Here is a 19,486-nt window from a genome sequence, read left to right as displayed (position 1 = left end):
AAATATTAGTCTATAAATGTATTTACCGAAGTAACAAGATTACACTTTTCTCGTAAATACTTCTGAAAATTAAAGGCAGTTTCATTGTCCTCAAAAACCATGGCTTGGTGTATGCTTGGGCTAAGTTCTAGGTGTCCTAATAAGTATTCTACAAAATACGTATTGTCATCCGTTAGTAAAACATAATGGCCAGATTCTTTAGTATGCATAGAGTATTTAAATTTCTAGTATTTTATTTTGTAGGTATAAAGTACAAAAAACAGCGTAATATACTGCTTTAATCTACTTTTTTATAGGTATTTATATTTTTTTTGATATTATGTAGGTTAAAGAGGGTATTCTGTAGTTGCTGTTATTTCTTTTAAAACAAAATAGCTTTCTAAAACCCCAATATTTGCAATTTTAGAGAGTTTAGTGCGTACAAACTCATGATAGGCAGGAAGACTTTTAATATTTATTTTTAAGAAAAAATCGACCTTACCAGCCATGTGGTAGCACTCTTGTACCTCTTTTAGGTTTTTAATTTGTTCTTCAAACTTCTCTATAAATCCTTCATTATGATAGCGTTGTGATACTAGGCAAATGGCAGTAACCGGTATATTCAATTTACTTTGGTCTAGTAAAGCCACATATTTTTTTATAATGCCTCTTTTTTCAAGTTTTCTAATACGTTCATAAATGGGCGAAGCAGTAAGGTTTAGTTCTTGTGCAATTTCTTTAGTTGTTTTCTTAGCGTCTTTTTGTAGAATTTGTAAAATCTTAAGGTCGGTTTCGTCTATTTGCTCCATCACAGTTATTTTTAGTTGTAAAAGATTAAAAAACATACTCAAAAAGTAATAAGTGTATTTAAAAATCAATTTAAAAGATAAATTTACTTAATTTTTGATTATATGCAGTGCATTTGTTTTCATAAATAACCAAATATGTAATTTTGTACTTTAAATAATATCTATTGAAAAAGGATAAAATATTAGTTACTGGCGCAGGCGGACAGTTAGGTACGGTCTTGGTAAAGGCATTACAAGAGCTTAAGGGCGCAGCCAATGTAATTGCTACAGATTTGTATGTAAAACCAGAAAAAGAAGATGTATTACTTTCTTTAGATGCTACAAATACAGTAGCGGTAGAGCAAATAATAGAAGAAAATTCTATTACACAAATTTACCATTTAGCAGCAATTTTATCTGCAAAAGGGGAGGAGGAACCCTTGCAAACCTGGGATATTAATCTAAAATCCCTCTTTACTATATTCGAAGCAGCACGTAAATACAAAGTAAATAAGGTGTTTTTTCCAAGTTCTATTGCTGTTTTTGGTGCTTCCGCTCCAAAACTTAATACACCGCAAGATTTTTGTTTAGACCCAACAACTGTTTATGGTATTAGTAAAGTTGCAGGAGAACAATGGGCAAATTACTATTTTACAAAATATGGCTTAGATGTTAGGTCTTTACGTTATCCTGGTATTATAGGGCACCAATCTTTACCAGGTGGTGGTACTACAGATTATGCGGTAGATATTTATCATAAAGCAGTACAAAAAGTGCCTTTTGAGTGTTATTTAAAAAAGGATACTGCATTACCAATGATTTATATGGCAGATGCGGTTAGGGCAACCACTGAATTAATGGAAGCGCCTAAAAACCAGATAAAAACCAGAACCTCTTACAATATAAATGCATTGAGTTTTACACCAGAGCAGGTAGCAAAGTCTATTCAAACATGGTATCCAGATTTTAAAATAACTTATAAAGAGGATTATAGAGGGGCTATTGCGCAAAGTTGGCCATGTTCTATTCTAGATACCCAAGCACAAGAAGACTGGGATTGGGAGCCGCATTATAGGTTAGATGATGTTAGTAATGAGATGCTTACGGAATTAAGGAAAAAATACGATTTACATTCACAATTATAGAATACTATGTACGGAAAAGTTAAAAACCAGCTTCAGGTAGAATTAAAAGAAATTGAAGATTCTGGTTTGTATAAAAAAGAAAGGATAATTACGACCAAGCAAGGAGCTGAAATTAAAACTACTCTAGGGGAGCCTGTTTTAAATTTTTGTGCTAATAATTACTTGGGGTTATCCTCACATCCAGAAGTTATAGAGGCTGGTATAGATGCTATGCGCTCTCATGGTTTTGGATTATCATCGGTACGTTTTATTTGTGGTACACAAGATATTCATAAGGAGTTAGAGAAAAAGACAGCAGATTTTTTAGGGATGGAAGATTGTATTCTCTATGCTGCTGCTTTTGATGCTAATGGCGGTGTTTTTGAGCCTTTATTAACGGCAGAAGATGCGGTGATTTCAGATGAACTAAATCATGCTAGTATTATAGATGGTATACGGTTGTGTAAGGCAGCTCGCCATAGATATAAAAATAATGATATGGCTTCTTTAGAGGAGCAATTAAAAGCTTCATCTGGAGCAAGAAGAAGGTTAATTGTTACCGATGGTGTTTTTTCTATGGATGGTATAATTGCTAAGCTCGATGAAATTTGTGACTTGGCAGATAAGTATGATGCTATGGTGATGGTAGATGAATGTCACGCCACAGGATTCATTGGGGAAACTGGAAGAGGAACTCATGAATATAAAAAAGTAATAGGTAGAATTGATATTATTACCGGAACTTATGGTAAAGCGCTTGGTGGTGCTTCTGGTGGGTTTACAGCAGCAAGAAAAGAGATTGTAGATATCCTTAGACAAAAATCTAGGCCTTACTTATTTTCTAATACACTAGCGCCAGCCATTGCAGGAGCTTCTATTAAAGTATTAGATAAGATAAAGAAAGATAATTCATTGATTCATAAATCTCAAAAAAATACAAAAAGGTTTAGAAATGGAATAGAAAAAGCTGGATTTACCATTACACCAGGTGTACATCCTATAGTTCCAATTATGCTTATGGATGCTAAGTTGGCGCAAGAGTTTGCATCAAAATTACTAGGAGAAGGTATTTATGTTATTGCCTTTTTCTACCCAGTTGTACCAAAAGGGAAAGCTCGTATTCGTGTGCAAATTTCCGCATCGCATACTACAGAACAAATAGATAAAGCTATTGCAGCATTTACTAAAATAGGAAAAGAACTAGGTGTAGTTGGCTAATTATGCAGACTAGTTTAGAGAGCCGCAATTTTTTAATTGCGGTTTTTTTATGCCTTTTAAAATAATTTGTTTCGTAGGAGAACGCAAAATATAGCTTTATTTTTGTGTAATGGAAGAATGGTATTACTACCCTTTATTAATAGTAGTTGGTTTTGTAGTAGGTTTTATAAATACCTTGGCAGGTGGTGGGTCTTTACTTTCTTTACCTGTATTAATATTTCTAGGGTTGCCTTCTAATGTAGCTAATGGTACTAATCGTGTAGCTATTGTGATTCAGACCGCAATAGCTACTGCTGGGTTTAAAAGTAAAGGGGTTTCTACATTTCCTTTTAGTGTTTATTTGGGCATTGCTGCTTTTTTAGGCTCTATTATAGGGGCAAATTTAGCGGTAGATATAAAAGGAGAGACTTTTAATAAAATCCTTTCTATGGTAATGATGGCGGTGGTATTTATTATACTGTTTAAGCCAAAAATTAAAATTACCGATTTAGAGGAAAGATTAACAGGGAAGTATTTGTGGCTAGGGTTGGTAGTGTTTTTCCTTTTTGGTATTTACGGAGGATTCATAAATGCTGGTTTAGGGTTTATTATGATTTTGTTTTTACACTATGTAAATCGTATGAATTTGGTAAGAGCAAATGTTACAAAAGTAATGGTGGTTTTTGTATATATGCTTTCTGCTCTAGCAGTTTTTGTACTAAATGACAAGGTAAATTGGAAAATAGGGTTAATTTTAGCAATCGGAAATGGTTCTGGTGCTTGGTTTGCAAGTAGAATTGCGGTTACCAAAGGAGACGGGCTAATAAAAACATTCTTAATAGTAATGGTTGTTATAATGTCCATTAAACTATGGTTTTTTTAATTAAATAAATTAAGGTGAGTAATATAATAGATTCTTTAGAGTGGCGCTATGCGGTTAAAAAGTTTGATGCTTTAAAGCGTATTAGCGATGAAAATATTGAAAAATTAAAGCAAGCATTTAACCTTACTGCTACTTCTTACGGTTTGCAGCCAATTAAAATGGTAGTAGTAGATAATAAAAAAATACAGGAAAATTTAGTACCACATTCTTTTAATCAACCTCAAGTGGGGCAAGCTTCCCATGTTTTAGTGCTTTGTGTTGAAAAAAGTGAGATGAAAAATACCGTTATTTCTTACTTTAATAAAGTACAAGATGTTCGTGGTACTAGTGATGAGATTATAGCACCTTATAAAAAAATGATGCTTGCTTCTTTTGAAAATAAAAAAGAGGAAGAAATTTTTGTTTGGTCTAAACATCAAGCGTATATAGCTTTAGGTAATTTAATGACTGTTTGCGCTGTTGAAAAAATTGATTCTTGCCCTATGGAAGGTTTTATTCCGCAAGGTTATAAAGACGTTTTAGGATTAGAACCACTAAGTTTAGAGCCAGTATTAGTACTGCCAATAGGAATAAGAGCAGACGATGATATGTTTGCAGATTTTAAAAAAGTAAGAAAAGAAGTATCGGAATCTGTGATAGTTATTGAGTGAATTTAGTAGTTAGTACAGAGTATTAAGTAAATAGTATTAAGTAAATAGTAAGAAGTAAATTGAAAAATGTTTTTTTAATTTACTTAAAAGCCAAAAGCTAAAAGCCAAAAGCCAACAAGTAACGAACATAACAGTATGCCAGGATTTGAATTATTTGGAGAAGAAGAGAAGAAACAAGTAAATGAGGTTTTAGAAACAGGGGTTTTAATGCGCTATGGTTTTGACGGTATGCGTAATGGACAATGGAAAGCAAAAGAGTTTGAGAGTGCCTTGTCTAAAAGAATGCAATCTAAATACACGCAACTAGTAAGCAGCGGTACCGCTGCTCTTACGGTTGCTCTAGCAAGTGCGGGAGTTGGTGCTGGTGACGAAGTACTAATGCCAACATTTACTTTTGTGGCAAGTTTTGAGTCTATTTTGGCGTTAGGTGCAGTTCCTGTTTTGGTAGATGTAGATGCTACGTTAACCCTTAATCCAGCTGCTGTAGAAAAAGCAATAACGCCAAGAACTAAAGTTGTTATGCCAGTTCATATGTGCGGTTCTATGGCAAATTTAAAAGCATTAAAAGCTATTTGTGACAAGCATAATTTGTTGTTGCTAGAAGATGCTTGCCAAGCAATTGGCGGAACCTTTGAAGGGAAGCCACTTGGTAGTTATGGAGATTTGGGTTGTTTTTCTTTCGATTTTGTGAAGACTATTACAAGTGGGGAGGGCGGAGCTGTTGTTACAAATAATGAAAAGTACTACACCAATGCGGACCATTACTCGGACCACGGGCACGACCATGTTGGGAAGGATAGGGGATTAGAATCACATCCTTTTTTAGGATATAATTACCGTATTTCGGAATTGCATGCTGCAGTAGGAATAGCTCAATTAGAACGTTTAGATGTCTTTTTAGAAAGGCAAGAGCACTATTATACTATTATTAAAGAAGGATTAGCGACTATACCCGAAATAGTTTTTAGAGAGGTGCCGGAAGGCGGAGTAGAAAATTATTCGTTTCTAAGTTTCTTTTTACCAACACAAGAACTAGCAGAAAAAGCACATAAGGCTTTAGGGGCAGAAGGTGTAGATGCTTGTTTTTATTGGTTTCATAATAATTGGCATTATTATAGAAAATGGGAACATTTAACGAACCAAACCTCTTTAGGGAAATTACCAAAAGAAGTACAGGAGCAATTGCCAGATTATACAAAATCAGATTTTTCTTTATCAGATAAGTGGGTGGGCAGAAACGTTTCTTGTTTAATTAAACTTTCTTGGACAACCGAAGAAGTAAAAGAAAGAGCACAAAAAATGGTAAAAGCCTTAAAGAGTGTTTTAGAATAAGGTTTTAGTAGCCTACGTATTCTACTATTTCTAATCCATAACCAATTATACCAACCCTTTTTGTTGCAGCACTATTGGTTAGTAAACGCAGTTTAGAAATATCTAGATTGTGTAATATTTGTGCGCCAATTCCAAAATCTCTTGAATCCATTTCAATAAGAGGAGCTTTAAAGATTCCTTGCTTTTGAAGCTCTTTTAAGTCTACCAATCGAGACAATAAATTCATAGATTCTAAATCTTGATTTATAAAGATAATAGCACCTTTTTCTTCTTTGTTTATAGCGTCAAACATTAACTCTAATTTCTTATTAGGGTTACTAGTTAATGTTCCTAATATATCATTGTTTACTAAGTTAGAATGTATTCTAGTAAGTACTTTCTCGTTTTTAGACCAATTTCCTTTGGTTAAAGCAATATGTACATTGTTATTCGTGGTTTGTCTATAGGCACGTAATCTAAAATCCCCAAAACGGGTAGTAATAGTAAAATCGTTCTCTTTATTAATTAAACTATCATGCTCCATACGGTAAGCAACTAAGTCTTCAATGGTAACAATCTTTAAATCGAACTTTTTAGCAACATCCATTAATTGTGGAAGCCTTGCCATTGAGCCATCTTCGTTCATTATCTCTACAATAATTCCTGCTGGTTTTAAGCCAGCAAGTCTTGCAAAATCTATAGCGGCTTCTGTATGTCCTGTTCTTCTTAAAACACCACCTTCTTTAGCTACTAATGGGAAAATATGTCCTGGTCTAGCTAAATCGTGTGGTTTGGTCTCTTTTTTAGTTAATGCAATTACTGTTTTAGAACGGTCGGCTGCAGAAATACCAGTAGTAACCCCTTCTCCACGTAAATCTACCGAAACAGTAAAAGCAGTTTCCATAGGGTCTGTATTGTTAGATACCATCATGTGTAACCCAAGCTCAGAACAGCGTCCTTCAGTTAGTGGTGCGCAGATTAAACCTCTACCATGCGATGCCATAAAGTTTACAGTCTCTGGGGTTGCTAATTCTGCTGCAGCTAAAAAATCACCTTCATTTTCACGGTTTTCATCATCTACAACAATGATAACCTTTCCTTTTCTAATATCCTCAATAGCTTCTTCTATTGTATTTAGCTGTATGTTGTTTTCCTTTGTCATTATTCAGAAACTAATTTTTTGTTCTTTTTTGGAATCAATCTTTTAAAGAAATCTATAATAATACCACCTATATTTAACATGCCTTTATCTGCTGTAGCTCTTCTTGTTAAAAATACTCCTAAAGGAAGCATTATTAAAGTGGATAACCAAGCTCCTAATATTGGATGTATATTACCTTCTTTAGCGTAGTTGCCAGCAAAAACCCCAATGAAGTAATATACTAGAAATAAGATTATTGCAATTACCATAGGCAATCCTAAACCTCCTTTTCGTATTATGGCTCCTAGTGGTGCACCAACAAAGAAAAGTATAATGCAAGAAAATGCTAGAGCAAACTTCTTATGTAAGGATAGTATGTGAAGGTTGTATATTTTATATCTTTTTTCTAACTCTTGTTTTTTACCTGTAATTGTATTTAAAATATTATTGGTATTGTTTTTTGCAGAAATTAGTATTTGTAGTTGTTGTCTGTCATCAAATAAATCTACCGTATTAAAATCTTCTGCAGTTACATCTATTTTAGAAATAGTAGGTGTTGTGTCTTTAATTTTTTCTAAAAACTTTTCTTTTTCAATATCATCGGGTGTTATTGCGGCTTTTTTTGTTTTCTTGGGTTTTATTTTTGCGAACATTCCTATTCTATTCGTTATGTTCTTAGAGAAAGCTTTAACAATTCTAACGTTGTCTGTTTTTAAAGAGTCTATATCTTTATTTAATCTAGAAACGTTTTTCATTTTATCGGTACTAACATCTCTATCGGCTTCTAAATCGTCATTATTTAATTCTGGCACCTCCATATTCATAGTGTAGGTTTCAAAATTAGCTTTAGCAAAGGGGTATTTTAATTTTTTTTCATTCTTTTTAGCTTGAACATCTTCATAATAGTGCCCATCGGTAAGAACTAGTTGTATTATTTCGGATTCTTTACTACTAATTAATTCTCCTTTTTTTGCTTTTATTACAGTGCTATTGATGTTTAATTTTGTTTTTTTATGAATGATAACATTTTTAAGGAATTTATCATTTTCTCCAGATTTTTCATCTACCTTAATACTCATCCCCTCAAAATCACTAAACACTCCTTCGGCAATAATTGCAGCAGGTTTAACTTGCGCAATATTTTTTCTAAGATTATATATTTTTCGTTGGGATGCAGGAATTACGCTATTGGCAAAAAAGAAAGTAACAACACCAAGAATACTTACAAAAACAATTAAGCTAAGCATAGCTCTTTCTAGCGATATACCAGAGGCTTTCATTGCAGCAAATTCATAATTCTCTGCAAATGTTCCAAAGGTTAATATAGAAGAAAGTAATACGGTAAGCGGTAATACTTTTTCTGTTAAATCTGGCATTAGGTATAATAAGAATTTACCAATAATAACAATATCTAACCCTTTACCAGCAAAATCATCTATAAACAGCCAAATCGTTTGAAATATGAAGATAAACATCAATATTATAAACGAACTGACAAAATTGGATGTGAACCTGGATAGTATATATCGGTCTAGAATTCTCAATTGCTCTAATTTCTTATAATGTAGTACCCGTCATTCTTGTACTTACTTTCGTCAAAAGTAAATAAGGTTTTTGATAAAGGCTGGTCTGTTTTAAAAGAATTAACAGTAATTGTGGTTTTGGTACTGTTTTTTCCTGTTTCTATGATTTTATAAATGTTATTAGTACCTATATCTATCCCAATTAATATAGATTGTATTTCTGTATTTGTTTCAATTGGAGTGACTTTTACGAATTGTATTTTACGTCCTTGAACGTTTTGTAAAATATCCCAATCATAGGTGTGTCCTGTTTTGTAAAAAGTTAACATTTTAGAAGGGGTAACTGTATTTTCCTCTTCCGATTTGTTTTCGATAGTTACTTCTTCATTTTCGGGAACAACTGTGTATACTTTAGAGCCATCAAAAAGTTGTTTGGCACCTAAATAGTTAAATAGGTACTTGTCTCCTTGTATAGTTACATTTCCTTTAGTTTCTTGGTTAATACCAGCTTCAGAATTATGCAATGCTATTTTAAAGTCTACATAAATGTTTTTATAACTTTTTACATTAGTATATACTTGGTCTAAAAGTGCTTTTGCTTTTTGAGAGTTTTGTGCAATTGCAAAATTAGTTGCAAATAAAATTAGGCATGCTATACATATCTTCTTCATTATAATCTTACTTTTTTTCATTATTAAAAATTTCTTCTAGTGCTATCATATCTGGCACATAGACTTGTCTTGCTTTACTACCTTCAAACGGGCCAACAATACCAGCAGCTTCTAATTGGTCTATAATACGACCAGCTCTGTTGTACCCTAATTTTAATTTTCTTTGAATAAGAGAAGCGGAACCTTGCTGTGCAATTACAATAACTTCGGCAGCATCGCGGAACATTGCATCTCTTTCCGATATGTTATTATCAAGACTTGTGCCAGACTCTTCTCCGCTATACTCTGGCAATTCATGTGCCTCAGGGTAAGCTCTTTGTGAACCAATATATTCCGTAATTTTTTCTACTTCTGGAGTGTCTACAAAGGCACATTGTATACGAGTTACATCATTCCCTTGGGTGTAGAGCATATCTCCACGTCCTATTAATTGGTCTGCTCCAGAGGCATCTAAAATGGTTCTAGAGTCTATTTTAGAAGTTACTCTAAATGCTATTCTTGCAGGGAAGTTAGCTTTTATAATACCCGTAATAACGTTTACAGATGGCCTTTGTGTTGCAATAATTAAGTGAATACCAATTGCTCTTGCTAACTGTGCTAGTCTTGCAATAGGGGTTTCTACTTCTTTACCAGCAGTCATAATTAAATCGGCAAATTCATCAATAACCAAAACAATATATGGTAAGAATTTGTGACCGTCTTCTGGATTTAATTTTCTAGTTTTAAATTTATGATTGTATTCTTTAAGATTACGAACCATTGCTTTCTTAAGCAGTTCGTATCTGTCATCCATCTCTATACAAAGAGAATTTACCGTATTAATTACTTTTGCATTATCGGTAAGAATAGCCTCTGCGCTATCTGGGAGTTTTGCTAAGAAATGGCGTTCTATTTTATTAAATAAAGTAAGTTCTACTTTTTTAGGGTCTACCAATACAAATTTTACTTCTGCAGGGTGTTTTTTGTAGAGTAGGGAGGTAAGTACGGCATTTAAACCAACCGATTTACCTTGTCCAGTTGCACCTGCCATTAATAAATGCGGCATTTTTGCTAAATCTACCACAAAAGTTTCGTTACTAATAGTTTTACCAAAAGCAATAGGAAGCTCCATTTCTGCTTCTTGGAACTTTTTAGACGCAATAACAGAACGCATAGAAACAATGGTAGAATTCTTATTAGGTACTTCTATTCCAATAGTACCTTTACCAGGGATAGGGGCAATAATTCGTATTCCTAATGCAGCTAAAGATAAAGCAATATCATCTTCTAAATTTTTAATTTTAGAAATACGAACACCAGCTTCTGGTACAATTTCATACAAAGTAACTGTAGGTCCTATAGTTGCTTTAATTTGTGCAATACCAATTTTATAGTTTTTTAAAGTTTCAACAATTTTATTCTTGTTTTCCTCTAATTCTTCTTGGTTTATTGTAATACTGCCTGTTGTACCGTGTTTGTCTAATAAATCTAGGATAGGAAATTTATAATTTCCTAACTCAAGAGTAGGGTCAAACTCTCCAAAATCTTCGACTAATTTTTTTGCAATGCTAGATGGTTCCTCATTTTCTTCTACCACTTTTTCTACTTCCATGGCAACTTCTGGGACCTCAGGTTTTATAACTTCTTTTTCTTCCTCTGGTACAGTTACTTCAAAATCGTCGGATAATTTTATCTCTTTTTTAATAGAAGGAATTTCTTCTTTATGTGTATAAGCATCTGGAACATCAATGTTTTTTTCTCCTTTATCTAAAGGAATAACTATTTCTTCTTTTGAGGATGTAGAGGTCCCTGCTTTAAAGTCCGATTCTAAAGATTGCTTTTTACTCTTTATATAGGAGGCTATATTTTCTGGAGAAAATTTAAATAAACGAACCAAAATAAATATTAAACCAAATAGTAATAGTAATAAGACTCCTATTTTTCCAGTATAGTCTTGAAGAAAATCATTCATTTCATACCCTACTAAACCTCCTAGTAGTGGGCGTTTAATAGCGAAAAAGCCTAAAGCAATAGATATCCATATGATAAAAATAAAACCCCAGATCCATTTTTTTAAAATACCTTTTTTTTCTAATCCTAAAAAAAGGTAAAGGCCAGTAATAGAAAGTAAAAAAGGAAGTATTAAAGAAGCAATACCAAAACCTTTATATATAAAAAAGTGACTAATATTGGCACCAAACTTATTTAATAAGTTACTTGCTTTTTCATTTCTGTTGGCAAATTCAGACAGCATACTTTGGTCATCTTGCCATGTAAAGTAAAACGATACAAAGGAGAAGAATAGAGCAATACTAAAAAGAATAAAAATACTACCTAACAAAATTTTATTTTGTTGGGATAGTTTAAATGTTCCCTTTTTCTTAGGAGTGCTTGCTGGCTTTGTTTTTTTTGCCTTTTTTGCCATGAAATCTTTTATTCTGAGGGCTAAATTACGAATTTACCTCTGAAGGTGTTTATTTTCTTTTTTAAAGAATTTTTGGTAAGTAAATTATAAGACCAATTATGGTAGAAGCAATAGAGACTAGCATAACTGCACCAGCAGCAACATCTTTAATAAAACCAATTTTTTCATCAAATTCTGGATGAATAAAATCTGCTATTTTTTCTACTGCAGTATTAAGTCCTTCAATTCCCATTACCATACCAATTGCAAATATTTGCAAAATCCATTCTAGATTAGAAATTTTAAAATAGAATCCAGCAATAGTCATTACAATTGCAATAAAAAGCTGGATTTTTATACTAGCTTCTGTTCTTATTAAAAGGAAGGCACCTTTAAGGGCAAAGCCTACACTTTTAATTCTATTCACAAGAAAAGATTCTTTAGGCATTTATTAAGGCTTCTAAAGCTGCTTTGTAATTTGGTTCTTCTGTTGTTTCTGCAACTTGTTCGTTGTAAACTACAGTTCCGTCTTGATCAATAACAACTACAGATCTAGAGTGTAGTGGTTGTAGTGGGCCGTCTGCAAAATCTACTTGGTAAGCTTTTCCAAAATTACCATCTTTAAAATCTGAAAGTACTTCTACTTTATCTATTCCTTCAGCACCACAAAATCTTGCTTGTGCAAAAGGTAAATCTTTAGAAATACATAATATAGCTGTGTTATCTAATTCTGCTGCTTCTTGGTTAAATTGGCGAACAGACTGTGCACAAGTACCAGTATCTATACTTGGGAATATGTTTAAAACTATTTTTTTTCCAGAATAATCGGATAATTGTGCGGTAGACAAATCGTTCTTAGTAAGTGAAAAATTTGGAGCTTTAGTACCTGCTGTTGGTAAATTTCCTATAGTTGTTAATGCGTTTCCTTTTAATGTTACAGATGCCATGATAGTATTTTTATGGTTTAAGTTGTGAAATTAAAAAATAATAAGGGGATATGTAACTTTTTTATAAATAAAAAGTCCGTTACTCTAGGGTAACGGACTTTAATAATTTACTAGGAATTGATTATGAGTCTATAGCACCCACAACACGTTGCATAAATTCATTTAATGCTTCCTTTTTTGGTTTACCTTCTCTTACGGCTTTACTTACTTCTAAAGCACCATACATATTAGAAATTAGTTCGCCAATTACATCTAATTCTTCATCTTTTAGAGAAGAAACCTCAGTAAGGTCTTCCAAAGTTTCTATAGTTTCTACTATATAATCTTCGTCATTAGCCTCAATAAAATTAGTAAGGTGTTTAATTACTGGTAATTTCATTTACAAGTTCTTTTAAAACATCATATTTATTGGTCTGTGTCTGGTTCTTAAATTTCCCATCTACAAAAGTTGCAAAAGTTGGTAAATTATCTACGTTTGCTAATTTTCTAGACTCTGGAAATTTTTCTGCATCTGCCAAAATAAAAGTAACCTCTTCATTAAGAGAAGCTTCTTTTTTAAATTTTGGTTTCATTATTCTGCAGTTACCACACCAAGTAGCAGAATATTGTACCACTACATTATTATTTTCGGCAATAATTTCTGCTAAATTGTCTTTTTCTAATTCTAGTAACATGCTTATGTAGTTTTTAGTTTACGTGAGTAGCTAAATACTCTGCAGTACCTTTAGAGTTTGCTTGCATAGCATCTTTACCTTCTTCCCAGTTTGCAGGACAAACTTCTCCTTTTTCCTGAACGTGTGTGTAAGCATCTACTAAACGTAAAAACTCATTTACATTTCTACCAACAGGCATGTGGTTTACTCCTTCATGAAAAACAGTACCTTCTTCATCTATTAAATATGTAGCTCTGTATGTTACATTGTCTCCGTCCACAGTTACGACACCTGTTTCTTCATTATATTGCTCATTAGTAACATCTAAGATGCCTAAAGTTGCTGCTAAATTTCTATTGCTATCTGCTAATAAAGGGTAAGTAACACCTTCTATACCACCATTATCTTTGGCAGTGTTTAACCATGCAAAGTGTACTTCTGCAGTATCACAAGATGCACCTATAACCAGTGTGTTTCTTTTTTCGAACTCTCCTAATGCAGCCTGAAAAGCGTGTAATTCTGTTGGGCAAACAAAAGTAAAATCTTTTGGGTACCAGAATAATAATACTTTCTTCTTGTTTTTTTGAGCTTCTTCTAATACATTTAATTTAAATGTATCGCCCATTTCGTTCATTGCGTTTACTTCTAAATTCGGGAATTTTTTACCTACTATAGCCATTTTTAATTTTTTATGCTGTTAAATTTAAGCTGCAAATTTAAAGTTTAGCTTGCTAAAAAAAATGTAGGAACTATTAAAAATTCTAATTGAATAATAGTATTTACTAATGCTGTTTGTAACTTGTTAATTTTCAGCGGTTGTGAAAATATAAAGCCGTAATTTTTAATGGTTTTTTTATTCTGTATCCTACTTTTTAAGCTTTAGAGGAGATAATTTTTCTTATTTTAATATTAAAAGCAGCAAATAAAAGAGTGGTTATTGGACTTAGCCAATTAAACATAGCATACATAAAATATTCTGCAACGCCAACTCCTAATACTCCTGATTGATAGGCACCGCATGTATTCCATGGAATTAATACAGAGGTTACAGTGCCAGAATCCTCTAGAGTTCTACTAAGGTTTTCTGGAGCAAGATTTTTATCTTCATATGCTTTTTTAAACATTTTTCCAGGAATAACAAGAGCTAAATATTGGTCGCTTGCAATGGTGTTTAAACCTAAGCAACTTATTACTGTACTGGCAAAGAGTCCAAAAACACTTGTTGCTATAGATAATAGAGCGCTTGTGATTTTTGCTAAAGCCCCAATAGCATCCATTATACCACCAAATACCATTGCAGAGCAAATAAGGTATATGGTCCAAAGCATGCCTTTCATACCACCCGAACTAAATAAGTCATTTAATTTTTCATTATCTGTAACAATAGAAGTATCTGTAAAAATTGCATTGAATACGGCAGTAACATTAGACTCTGATAAGCTGTTTAATATTTCTACCTGAAAAAATATGGCAAAACCACCTGCTAATGCAACTCCAGTTCCTAAAGCTACTAATGGCTTTGTTTTTAATAGTATTAAGGCAATTACAATAATAGGTACTATAAATAGGTATGGTGTTATATTAAATGTAGTATCTATAGTTGCTAATAAGCTACTAACATCTGTACCGCCAGATGTGGTAATATTTAAATTTAGAATAGTAAAAACAAGTAGTGTTAAAATAATTGTAGGTACTGTAGTGTATGCCATATATTTTATATGGGTAAATAAATCGGTTCCCGCCATAGCAGGTGCTAAATTAGTAGTGTCACTTAAAGGAGACATTTTATCTCCAAAATATGCTCCAGAAATTACAGCACCAGCAATCATGCCAGAAGGAATTCCTAAAGCGGTGCCAATACCAACTAGAGCAATACCAACAGTAGCAGAAGTGGTCCATGAACTACCAGTTGCAATAGAGATTATTGCAGATATTATTATAGATGCAGGTAAAAATATTTCTGGGCTTAAAACTTTAAGGCCATAATAAACCATTGCAGGTATAATGCCGCTTACTAGCCATGTACCAGCTAGTGCACCAACTAAAAATAAAATCATTATAGGTATAAGAACACTTTTTAGGTTCTCTAAAATTTCTTCTCCCATAGTTTTTAAATTAGTTTTATTAAATAAACCAATTATAGCGGCAAAGAAACCGCCTATTAACAGGATAAATTGATTAGAATATTCCCCTAGCCATTCCCCATCTGCAAAAAAAATATTGTATGCGAGCAAAGACATTAAAAAAACCACAGGGATTAATGCTTCCCAAATGTTTAGTTCTTTATTTTCTACAATATTTTCATTTTCAGGACCATTTGGGTTTAGGCTGTTGTTATGCATGTAACTTTATTTGATTTCCTTGTAATATTACGATTTTGAATACAGTTCTACAAATGGTAATTTGATGATTGTTCTATACAGTAATCGTATTTTTCTTTAAAATATTTAGTTGTAGCATGCAGGCTTTCATCATTTCATAAGTCCTTTTTATGTCGTTATCTAAACCTATAGAAAACCGTATTAGTCCATCACCTAATCCCATTTCTATTTGTTCTTCCATTGGTATTTCTGATGAAGTAGAAGTTCCAGGAGCGCTAAATAATGTTTTGTAAAAACCTAAGCTCACTGCTAGGTACCCAAGTTTTTGGTCTTGCATCATTTCCATAAGTGCATTTGCATTTTCTAAGGAGCCAACATCTAAAGTAAGTAGACCTCCAAAGCCATATTTGCTATTCATTTGCTTTTTTAGAGTTTCATGTCCTGAGTGCGATTGTAAGCCAGGGTATACCACTCTAAGTCCGTCTTCTTCAAATTTCTCTGCTAAATATTTTGCGTTTTCACTGTGCTTTTGCATGCGTATATGTAATGTTCGCATATTTTTTAGGATAGAGGATGCTCTAAGACTATCTAATGTGCTTCCTAATAACATTCCGGCACCGCTATTAACATCTTTTAGAGCTAAACAAAAGTCTTTTGTACCGCAAACCACACCGGCAACACAGTCACTAGTTCCGTTTATGAATTTAGTTAAGCTGTGTATTACAATATCTGCACCTAATTTAGCTGGTGCAATAGTAAGCGGAGAAAAAGTGTTATCTACTACTAATGGTATTCCGTGTTTTTTTGCCAATTTAGAAAGAGCTTTAATATCTGCAACCTCTAAAAGAGGGTTGCTAACACTTTCGCAGTATATCATTTTTGTTTTAGGTGTAATAGATTTTTCAACAGCATCAATATCTGTAATGTCTACGAAAGAAGTAGTGATTCCAAATTTTTTAAGAAAATTTTTCATAAAAGCATAAGTACCTCCATATATGGTTCTGCTGCTAACAATATGGTCAGTGGTATCACAAAGTTGTAAAATTACAGCTGTAATAGCGCCCATTCCGCTTGCAGTTACATTGGCAGTTTCTGTTCCTTCAATGGCAGCTAATGCTTCTCCAAGGTATAAATTTGATGGGGAAGAGTGTCTGCTATATAAATAACAGCCTTCGGTGTTTCCTTCAAAAGTATCGAACATTGTTTTTGCAGAAATAAAAGTATAGGTAGAAGAGTCGGAAATAGAAGGGTTAACTCCACCATATTCTCCAAAATATTGTAAGTCCTGTAAATTGTTAGAAGCGTTATCTGACATAATTGTATTATTTTTTATGTTATAAAAATATAAATACACCGTGTTTTTATCAATAGTTTTAATTTTTTATAGAAAATAAAACTATAATAAATTATTTTTATAGTTTATATTTAATATTTAATTCTTTATTTGTTGTTTAATTAGAAAAAATCACATGTTTAAGTTTGATGAAATTGATAGACAGTTATTAGCTATGCTTCAAAAGGATAGTAAAAAGACTAATAAGGAGTATGCAAATAAGCTAGGACTTTCTACAACTGCTGTTTATGAGCGTATTAAGAGATTAGAAAAAAACAAAGTGGTAACTAATTATGTAGCTTTAGTAGACAAGAAAAAGGTAAATAAAGCATTTGTAGTTTTGTGTCATGTGAAATTAATACAACATACAAAGGATAATGTTTTGCAATTTGAACGTGAAATATTAAAGTTAGAGGAAATTGCAGAATGTTACCATGTTAGTGGAGATTATGATTATATTCTAAAAATTCATGTAGAAGATATGGAAGCATATCGTGGGTTTATGGTATCTAAATTAACTGCAATTGCCAATATAGGAAGCACACAAAGCACATTTATTATTAATGAAGTTAAGCATACAACAGCAATTGATGTTTAAAAATCAGAAAATAACACTAATTTTGTTTAAGAATAAAAACAATACAATTTTATGAGTTCATATGATGTAGCCGTTATCGGTTCAGGCCCTGGAGGATATGTTGCAGCAATACGCTGTGCGCAATTAGGAATGAAAACTGCAATTATAGAAAAATACGCCACACTTGGTGGTACATGTCTTAATGTAGGTTGTATTCCGTCTAAAGCATTATTAGATTCTTCGCATCATTATGAAGATGCTATAAAGCATTTTGATACCCATGGTATAGAAATTCCTGGAGAGGTTAAGGTGAATTTAGAAAAAATGATATCTCGTAAACAAGCAGTTGTAGACCAAACAACTGGAGGGATTGATTTTTTAATGAAAAAGAATAAGATTGATGTTTTTCAAGGTATTGGTAGTTTTAAAGATGCTACCAATATTAATATAACAAAAGAAGATGGTACGGTAGAGGCTATCCAAGCTAAAAATACAATCATAGCAACAGGTTCTAAGCCTTCTAGTTTACCTTTTATTAAAATAGATAAAGAACGTGTTATTACTTCTACCGAAGCTTTAAAATTAAAAGAAGTGCCAAAACATATGATTGTAATAGGTGGTGGTGTAATTGGTCTAGAATTGGGGCAAGTATATAAGCGTTTAGGTGCAGAAGTTACAGTTGTTGAATATTTAGATCGTATTATTCCAGGAATGGATGGAGCATGTTCTAAAGAATTAACAAAAGTTCTTAAAAAGCAGAAAATAAAATTTGCATTATCGCACAAAGTAAAATCTGTAGAGCGTAACGGTAATGAAGTAGTGGTTAAGGCCGATAATAAAAAAGGAGAAGAAGTTACTTTTACAGGAGATTATTGTTTGGTAGCTGTTGGTCGCCATGCATATACAGATGGCTTAAATTTAGAAGCAGCAGGAATTAAACAAGAAGAAAGAGGTAGAGTTGCAGTTAACGAGCATTTGCAAACCAATGTATCTAACATATACGCAATTGGTGATGTTATAAAAGGAGCTATGCTAGCCCACAAAGCGGAAGAAGAAGGAACTTTAGTGGCAGAAATTTTAGCAGGCCAAAAACCACATATAGATTATAACCTTATTCCAGGTGTAGTATATACTTGGCCAGAAGTTGCTGCGGTTGGTAAGACAGAGGAGCAGTTGAAGGAAGCTGGTGTAGCGTATAAGGTGGGGCAATTCCCTATGCGTGCTTTAGGTAGAGCAAGAGCAAGTATGGATATTGACGGATTTGTAAAAATTATTGCCGATAAAAATACCGATGAGGTTTTAGGAGTGCATATGGTAGGAGCACGTGTGGCAGATTTAATTTCTGAAGCTGTAGTAGCCATGGAATTCCGTGCATCTGCAGAAGATATTGCTCGTATGAGTCATGCGCACCCAACGTATGCAGAAGCTGTAAAAGAAGCGGCGCTAGCTGCTACAGAAGACAGACCAATACATATTTAATTTAAAATAAAAGTCGTAAAAAAATCCCGTCTAATAGTTAGACGGGATTTTTTTTGCTTTAGCTATTTATGACTTCCATCACAGTAAGGAGGATTGCTGGTGAGTTTGCAAGTGCAAATTCTAGCATCTTTGTCTTCTTCTACTTGGAAAACTAAAGAGCCTGGTTTTTCGTGTTTTTTATGAGAACCATCGCAAAACACATTAGTTTCGGAATGTCCGCAGGTGCACCAAGCATATCTTTTGTCTTTTTCTAAAGCTAATTTAACGGGGGTAAATTTTTTATCACTCATGTAAATAGTTGTTTTATTTTAGTTGAAACGCTAAAAATAGAGGAATCTAATACATGGGTAGCATTTAGGCTTTAATTTGAAATCAATCCAAATAAAAATATTATTGAAAGCTATCATAGAATAAACATAGAAGTATTTAAATCTCAATTATTAAGTAAAAAAAGTTTTTAACATGAAAACGTTTGTTCATAAATCTTACTCAGTAAATATCATTTTTCTATGTAACTTTAAGGTTT

21 protein-coding genes are annotated in these 19,486 nt (G+C 32.9%); 7 read left to right on the top strand and 14 right to left on the bottom strand.

Translation table 11 applies throughout. The annotated features are described in order from the left end of the window. Positions 1-5: 5 nt before the first annotated feature. Positions 6-209 carry a hypothetical protein gene (locus Q0820_RS06380; protein WP_298486184.1) on the bottom strand — a complete coding sequence of 68 codons (204 nt, stop codon included), beginning with the start codon at positions 207-209 and terminating at the stop codon, positions 6-8. Between the two features lie 117 nt (positions 210-326). Further along, positions 327-788: an Lrp/AsnC family transcriptional regulator gene (locus tag Q0820_RS06375; RefSeq protein WP_298486182.1), complete on the bottom strand. Its 462-nt coding sequence runs from the start codon at positions 786-788 to the stop codon at positions 327-329. Between the two features lie 164 nt (positions 789-952). On the opposite strand from Q0820_RS06375, the gene Q0820_RS06370 reads away from it, so the two are divergent. The 5 genes from Q0820_RS06370 (at position 953) to Q0820_RS06350 (ending at position 5,953) form a co-directional block, all read left to right on the top strand. Further along, positions 953-1,912, top strand: a complete 960-nt coding sequence (locus Q0820_RS06370) for an NAD-dependent epimerase/dehydratase family protein (RefSeq protein WP_298486181.1) — start codon at positions 953-955, stop codon at positions 1,910-1,912. 6 nt (positions 1,913-1,918) lie between these two features. After that, entirely contained in the window at positions 1,919-3,109 is a 1,191-nt protein-coding gene (gene kbl / locus Q0820_RS06365) for a glycine C-acetyltransferase (protein ID WP_298486179.1), read from the top strand. A 109-nt stretch (positions 3,110-3,218) separates the two neighbouring features. After that, complete coding sequence (locus Q0820_RS06360; RefSeq protein ID WP_298486177.1) at positions 3,219-3,971, top strand: sulfite exporter TauE/SafE family protein; 753 nt, start codon at positions 3,219-3,221, stop codon at positions 3,969-3,971. 14 nt (positions 3,972-3,985) lie between these two features. Further along, a complete protein-coding gene (locus Q0820_RS06355) occupies positions 3,986-4,621 on the top strand; it encodes an NAD(P)H-dependent oxidoreductase (protein ID WP_298486175.1) in 636 nt (211 codons plus the stop codon). Between the two features lie 135 nt (positions 4,622-4,756). Then, positions 4,757-5,953 carry a DegT/DnrJ/EryC1/StrS aminotransferase family protein gene (locus tag Q0820_RS06350; protein ID WP_298486173.1) on the top strand — a complete coding sequence of 399 codons (1,197 nt, stop codon included), beginning with the start codon at positions 4,757-4,759 and terminating at the stop codon, positions 5,951-5,953. Between the two features lie 4 nt (positions 5,954-5,957). Here Q0820_RS06350 and ribB read toward each other — a convergent pair whose 3' ends face one another. The 11 genes from ribB to Q0820_RS06295 all read right to left on the bottom strand — a co-directional run bounded on the left by ribB (position 5,958) and on the right by Q0820_RS06295 (position 16,886). After that, complete coding sequence (gene ribB / locus Q0820_RS06345; protein WP_298486172.1) at positions 5,958-7,094, bottom strand: 3,4-dihydroxy-2-butanone-4-phosphate synthase; 1,137 nt, start codon at positions 7,092-7,094, stop codon at positions 5,958-5,960. Next, positions 7,094-8,596, bottom strand: a complete 1,503-nt coding sequence (locus tag Q0820_RS06340; protein ID WP_298486705.1) for an LptF/LptG family permease — start codon at positions 8,594-8,596, stop codon at positions 7,094-7,096. The genes ribB and Q0820_RS06340 overlap by 1 nt, the downstream gene beginning before the upstream one ends. Positions 8,597-8,622: 26 nt before the next feature. Beyond that, positions 8,623-9,267: an outer membrane lipoprotein carrier protein LolA gene (locus Q0820_RS06335; protein WP_298486170.1), complete on the bottom strand. Its 645-nt coding sequence runs from the start codon at positions 9,265-9,267 to the stop codon at positions 8,623-8,625. Between the two features lie 7 nt (positions 9,268-9,274). Further along, on the bottom strand, positions 9,275-11,671 hold the full coding sequence (locus Q0820_RS06330; protein WP_298486169.1) for a DNA translocase FtsK: 2,397 nt from the start codon (positions 11,669-11,671) through the stop codon (positions 9,275-9,277). Positions 11,672-11,732: 61 nt separating this feature from the next. Further along, complete coding sequence (locus Q0820_RS06325; protein ID WP_298486167.1) at positions 11,733-12,098, bottom strand: diacylglycerol kinase family protein; 366 nt, start codon at positions 12,096-12,098, stop codon at positions 11,733-11,735. Continuing rightward, on the bottom strand, positions 12,091-12,597 hold the full coding sequence (gene tpx / locus Q0820_RS06320) for a thiol peroxidase (RefSeq protein ID WP_298486165.1): 507 nt from the start codon (positions 12,595-12,597) through the stop codon (positions 12,091-12,093). The genes Q0820_RS06325 and tpx overlap by 8 nt, the downstream gene beginning before the upstream one ends. A gap of 121 nt (positions 12,598-12,718) precedes the next feature. Further along, complete coding sequence (locus tag Q0820_RS06315; protein ID WP_298486163.1) at positions 12,719-12,976, bottom strand: hypothetical protein; 258 nt, start codon at positions 12,974-12,976, stop codon at positions 12,719-12,721. Beyond that, the gene (locus Q0820_RS06310) at positions 12,957-13,271 is read right to left on the bottom strand and encodes a thioredoxin family protein (protein WP_298486161.1); all 315 of its coding nucleotides are present in this window, start codon (positions 13,269-13,271) and stop codon (positions 12,957-12,959) included. Before Q0820_RS06310 ends, Q0820_RS06315 begins: the two co-directional genes overlap by 20 nt. 13 nt (positions 13,272-13,284) lie before the next feature. After that, complete coding sequence (locus Q0820_RS06305; protein WP_298486159.1) at positions 13,285-13,929, bottom strand: peroxiredoxin; 645 nt, start codon at positions 13,927-13,929, stop codon at positions 13,285-13,287. A 193-nt stretch (positions 13,930-14,122) separates the two neighbouring features. Continuing rightward, positions 14,123-15,592: a Na+/H+ antiporter NhaC gene (gene nhaC / locus Q0820_RS06300; protein WP_298486158.1), complete on the bottom strand. Its 1,470-nt coding sequence runs from the start codon at positions 15,590-15,592 to the stop codon at positions 14,123-14,125. A gap of 73 nt (positions 15,593-15,665) precedes the next feature. Beyond that, positions 15,666-16,886 carry an aminotransferase class I/II-fold pyridoxal phosphate-dependent enzyme gene (locus Q0820_RS06295; RefSeq protein WP_298486156.1) on the bottom strand — a complete coding sequence of 407 codons (1,221 nt, stop codon included), beginning with the start codon at positions 16,884-16,886 and terminating at the stop codon, positions 15,666-15,668. A gap of 154 nt (positions 16,887-17,040) precedes the next feature. Between Q0820_RS06295 and Q0820_RS06290 the strand changes: the two genes are divergently transcribed. Then, entirely contained in the window at positions 17,041-17,502 is a 462-nt protein-coding gene (locus tag Q0820_RS06290) for an Lrp/AsnC family transcriptional regulator (protein ID WP_298486154.1), read from the top strand. Positions 17,503-17,553: 51 nt separating this feature from the next. Further along, positions 17,554-18,960 carry a dihydrolipoyl dehydrogenase gene (gene lpdA / locus Q0820_RS06285; RefSeq protein ID WP_298486153.1) on the top strand — a complete coding sequence of 469 codons (1,407 nt, stop codon included), beginning with the start codon at positions 17,554-17,556 and terminating at the stop codon, positions 18,958-18,960. 62 nt (positions 18,961-19,022) lie between these two features. Here the strand turns inward: lpdA and Q0820_RS06280 are convergent, their stop codons facing one another. Then, the gene (locus Q0820_RS06280) at positions 19,023-19,250 is read right to left on the bottom strand and encodes a CDGSH iron-sulfur domain-containing protein (RefSeq protein WP_121067037.1); all 228 of its coding nucleotides are present in this window, start codon (positions 19,248-19,250) and stop codon (positions 19,023-19,025) included. Positions 19,251-19,486 lie beyond the last annotated feature (236 nt).

The sequence above is a fragment of the uncultured Maribacter sp. genome, assembly GCF_947495965.1.
In the GTDB taxonomy this organism is placed as follows: domain Bacteria; phylum Bacteroidota; class Bacteroidia; order Flavobacteriales; family Flavobacteriaceae; genus Maribacter_B.
Note: the sequence above shows the minus strand (reverse complement) of the source record. Positions and strands in the feature narration are given on the sequence as shown.

Coding starts and splice junctions, on each gene's coding strand:
- Q0820_RS06380 (WP_298486184.1), bottom strand. CDS start 209: ATGCATACTAAAGAATCTGGCCATTATGTTTTACTAACGGATGACAAT.
- Q0820_RS06375 (WP_298486182.1), bottom strand. CDS start 788: ATGGAGCAAATAGACGAAACCGACCTTAAGATTTTACAAATTCTACAA.
- kbl (WP_298486179.1), top strand. CDS start 1,919: ATGTACGGAAAAGTTAAAAACCAGCTTCAGGTAGAATTAAAAGAAATT.
- Q0820_RS06360 (WP_298486177.1), top strand. CDS start 3,219: ATGGAAGAATGGTATTACTACCCTTTATTAATAGTAGTTGGTTTTGTA.
- Q0820_RS06350 (WP_298486173.1), top strand. CDS start 4,757: ATGCCAGGATTTGAATTATTTGGAGAAGAAGAGAAGAAACAAGTAAAT.
- ribB (WP_298486172.1), bottom strand. CDS start 7,094: ATGACAAAGGAAAACAACATACAGCTAAATACAATAGAAGAAGCTATT.
- Q0820_RS06335 (WP_298486170.1), bottom strand. CDS start 9,267: ATGAAGAAGATATGTATAGCATGCCTAATTTTATTTGCAACTAATTTT.
- Q0820_RS06330 (WP_298486169.1), bottom strand. CDS start 11,671: ATGGCAAAAAAGGCAAAAAAAACAAAGCCAGCAAGCACTCCTAAGAAA.
- Q0820_RS06325 (WP_298486167.1), bottom strand. CDS start 12,098: ATGCCTAAAGAATCTTTTCTTGTGAATAGAATTAAAAGTGTAGGCTTT.
- tpx (WP_298486165.1), bottom strand. CDS start 12,597: ATGGCATCTGTAACATTAAAAGGAAACGCATTAACAACTATAGGAAAT.
- Q0820_RS06315 (WP_298486163.1), bottom strand. CDS start 12,976: ATGAAATTACCAGTAATTAAACACCTTACTAATTTTATTGAGGCTAAT.
- Q0820_RS06310 (WP_298486161.1), bottom strand. CDS start 13,271: ATGTTACTAGAATTAGAAAAAGACAATTTAGCAGAAATTATTGCCGAA.
- Q0820_RS06305 (WP_298486159.1), bottom strand. CDS start 13,929: ATGGCTATAGTAGGTAAAAAATTCCCGAATTTAGAAGTAAACGCAATG.
- nhaC (WP_298486158.1), bottom strand. CDS start 15,592: ATGCATAACAACAGCCTAAACCCAAATGGTCCTGAAAATGAAAATATT.
- Q0820_RS06295 (WP_298486156.1), bottom strand. CDS start 16,886: ATGTCAGATAACGCTTCTAACAATTTACAGGACTTACAATATTTTGGA.
- Q0820_RS06290 (WP_298486154.1), top strand. CDS start 17,041: ATGTTTAAGTTTGATGAAATTGATAGACAGTTATTAGCTATGCTTCAA.
- lpdA (WP_298486153.1), top strand. CDS start 17,554: ATGAGTTCATATGATGTAGCCGTTATCGGTTCAGGCCCTGGAGGATAT.
- Q0820_RS06280 (WP_121067037.1), bottom strand. CDS start 19,250: ATGAGTGATAAAAAATTTACCCCCGTTAAATTAGCTTTAGAAAAAGAC.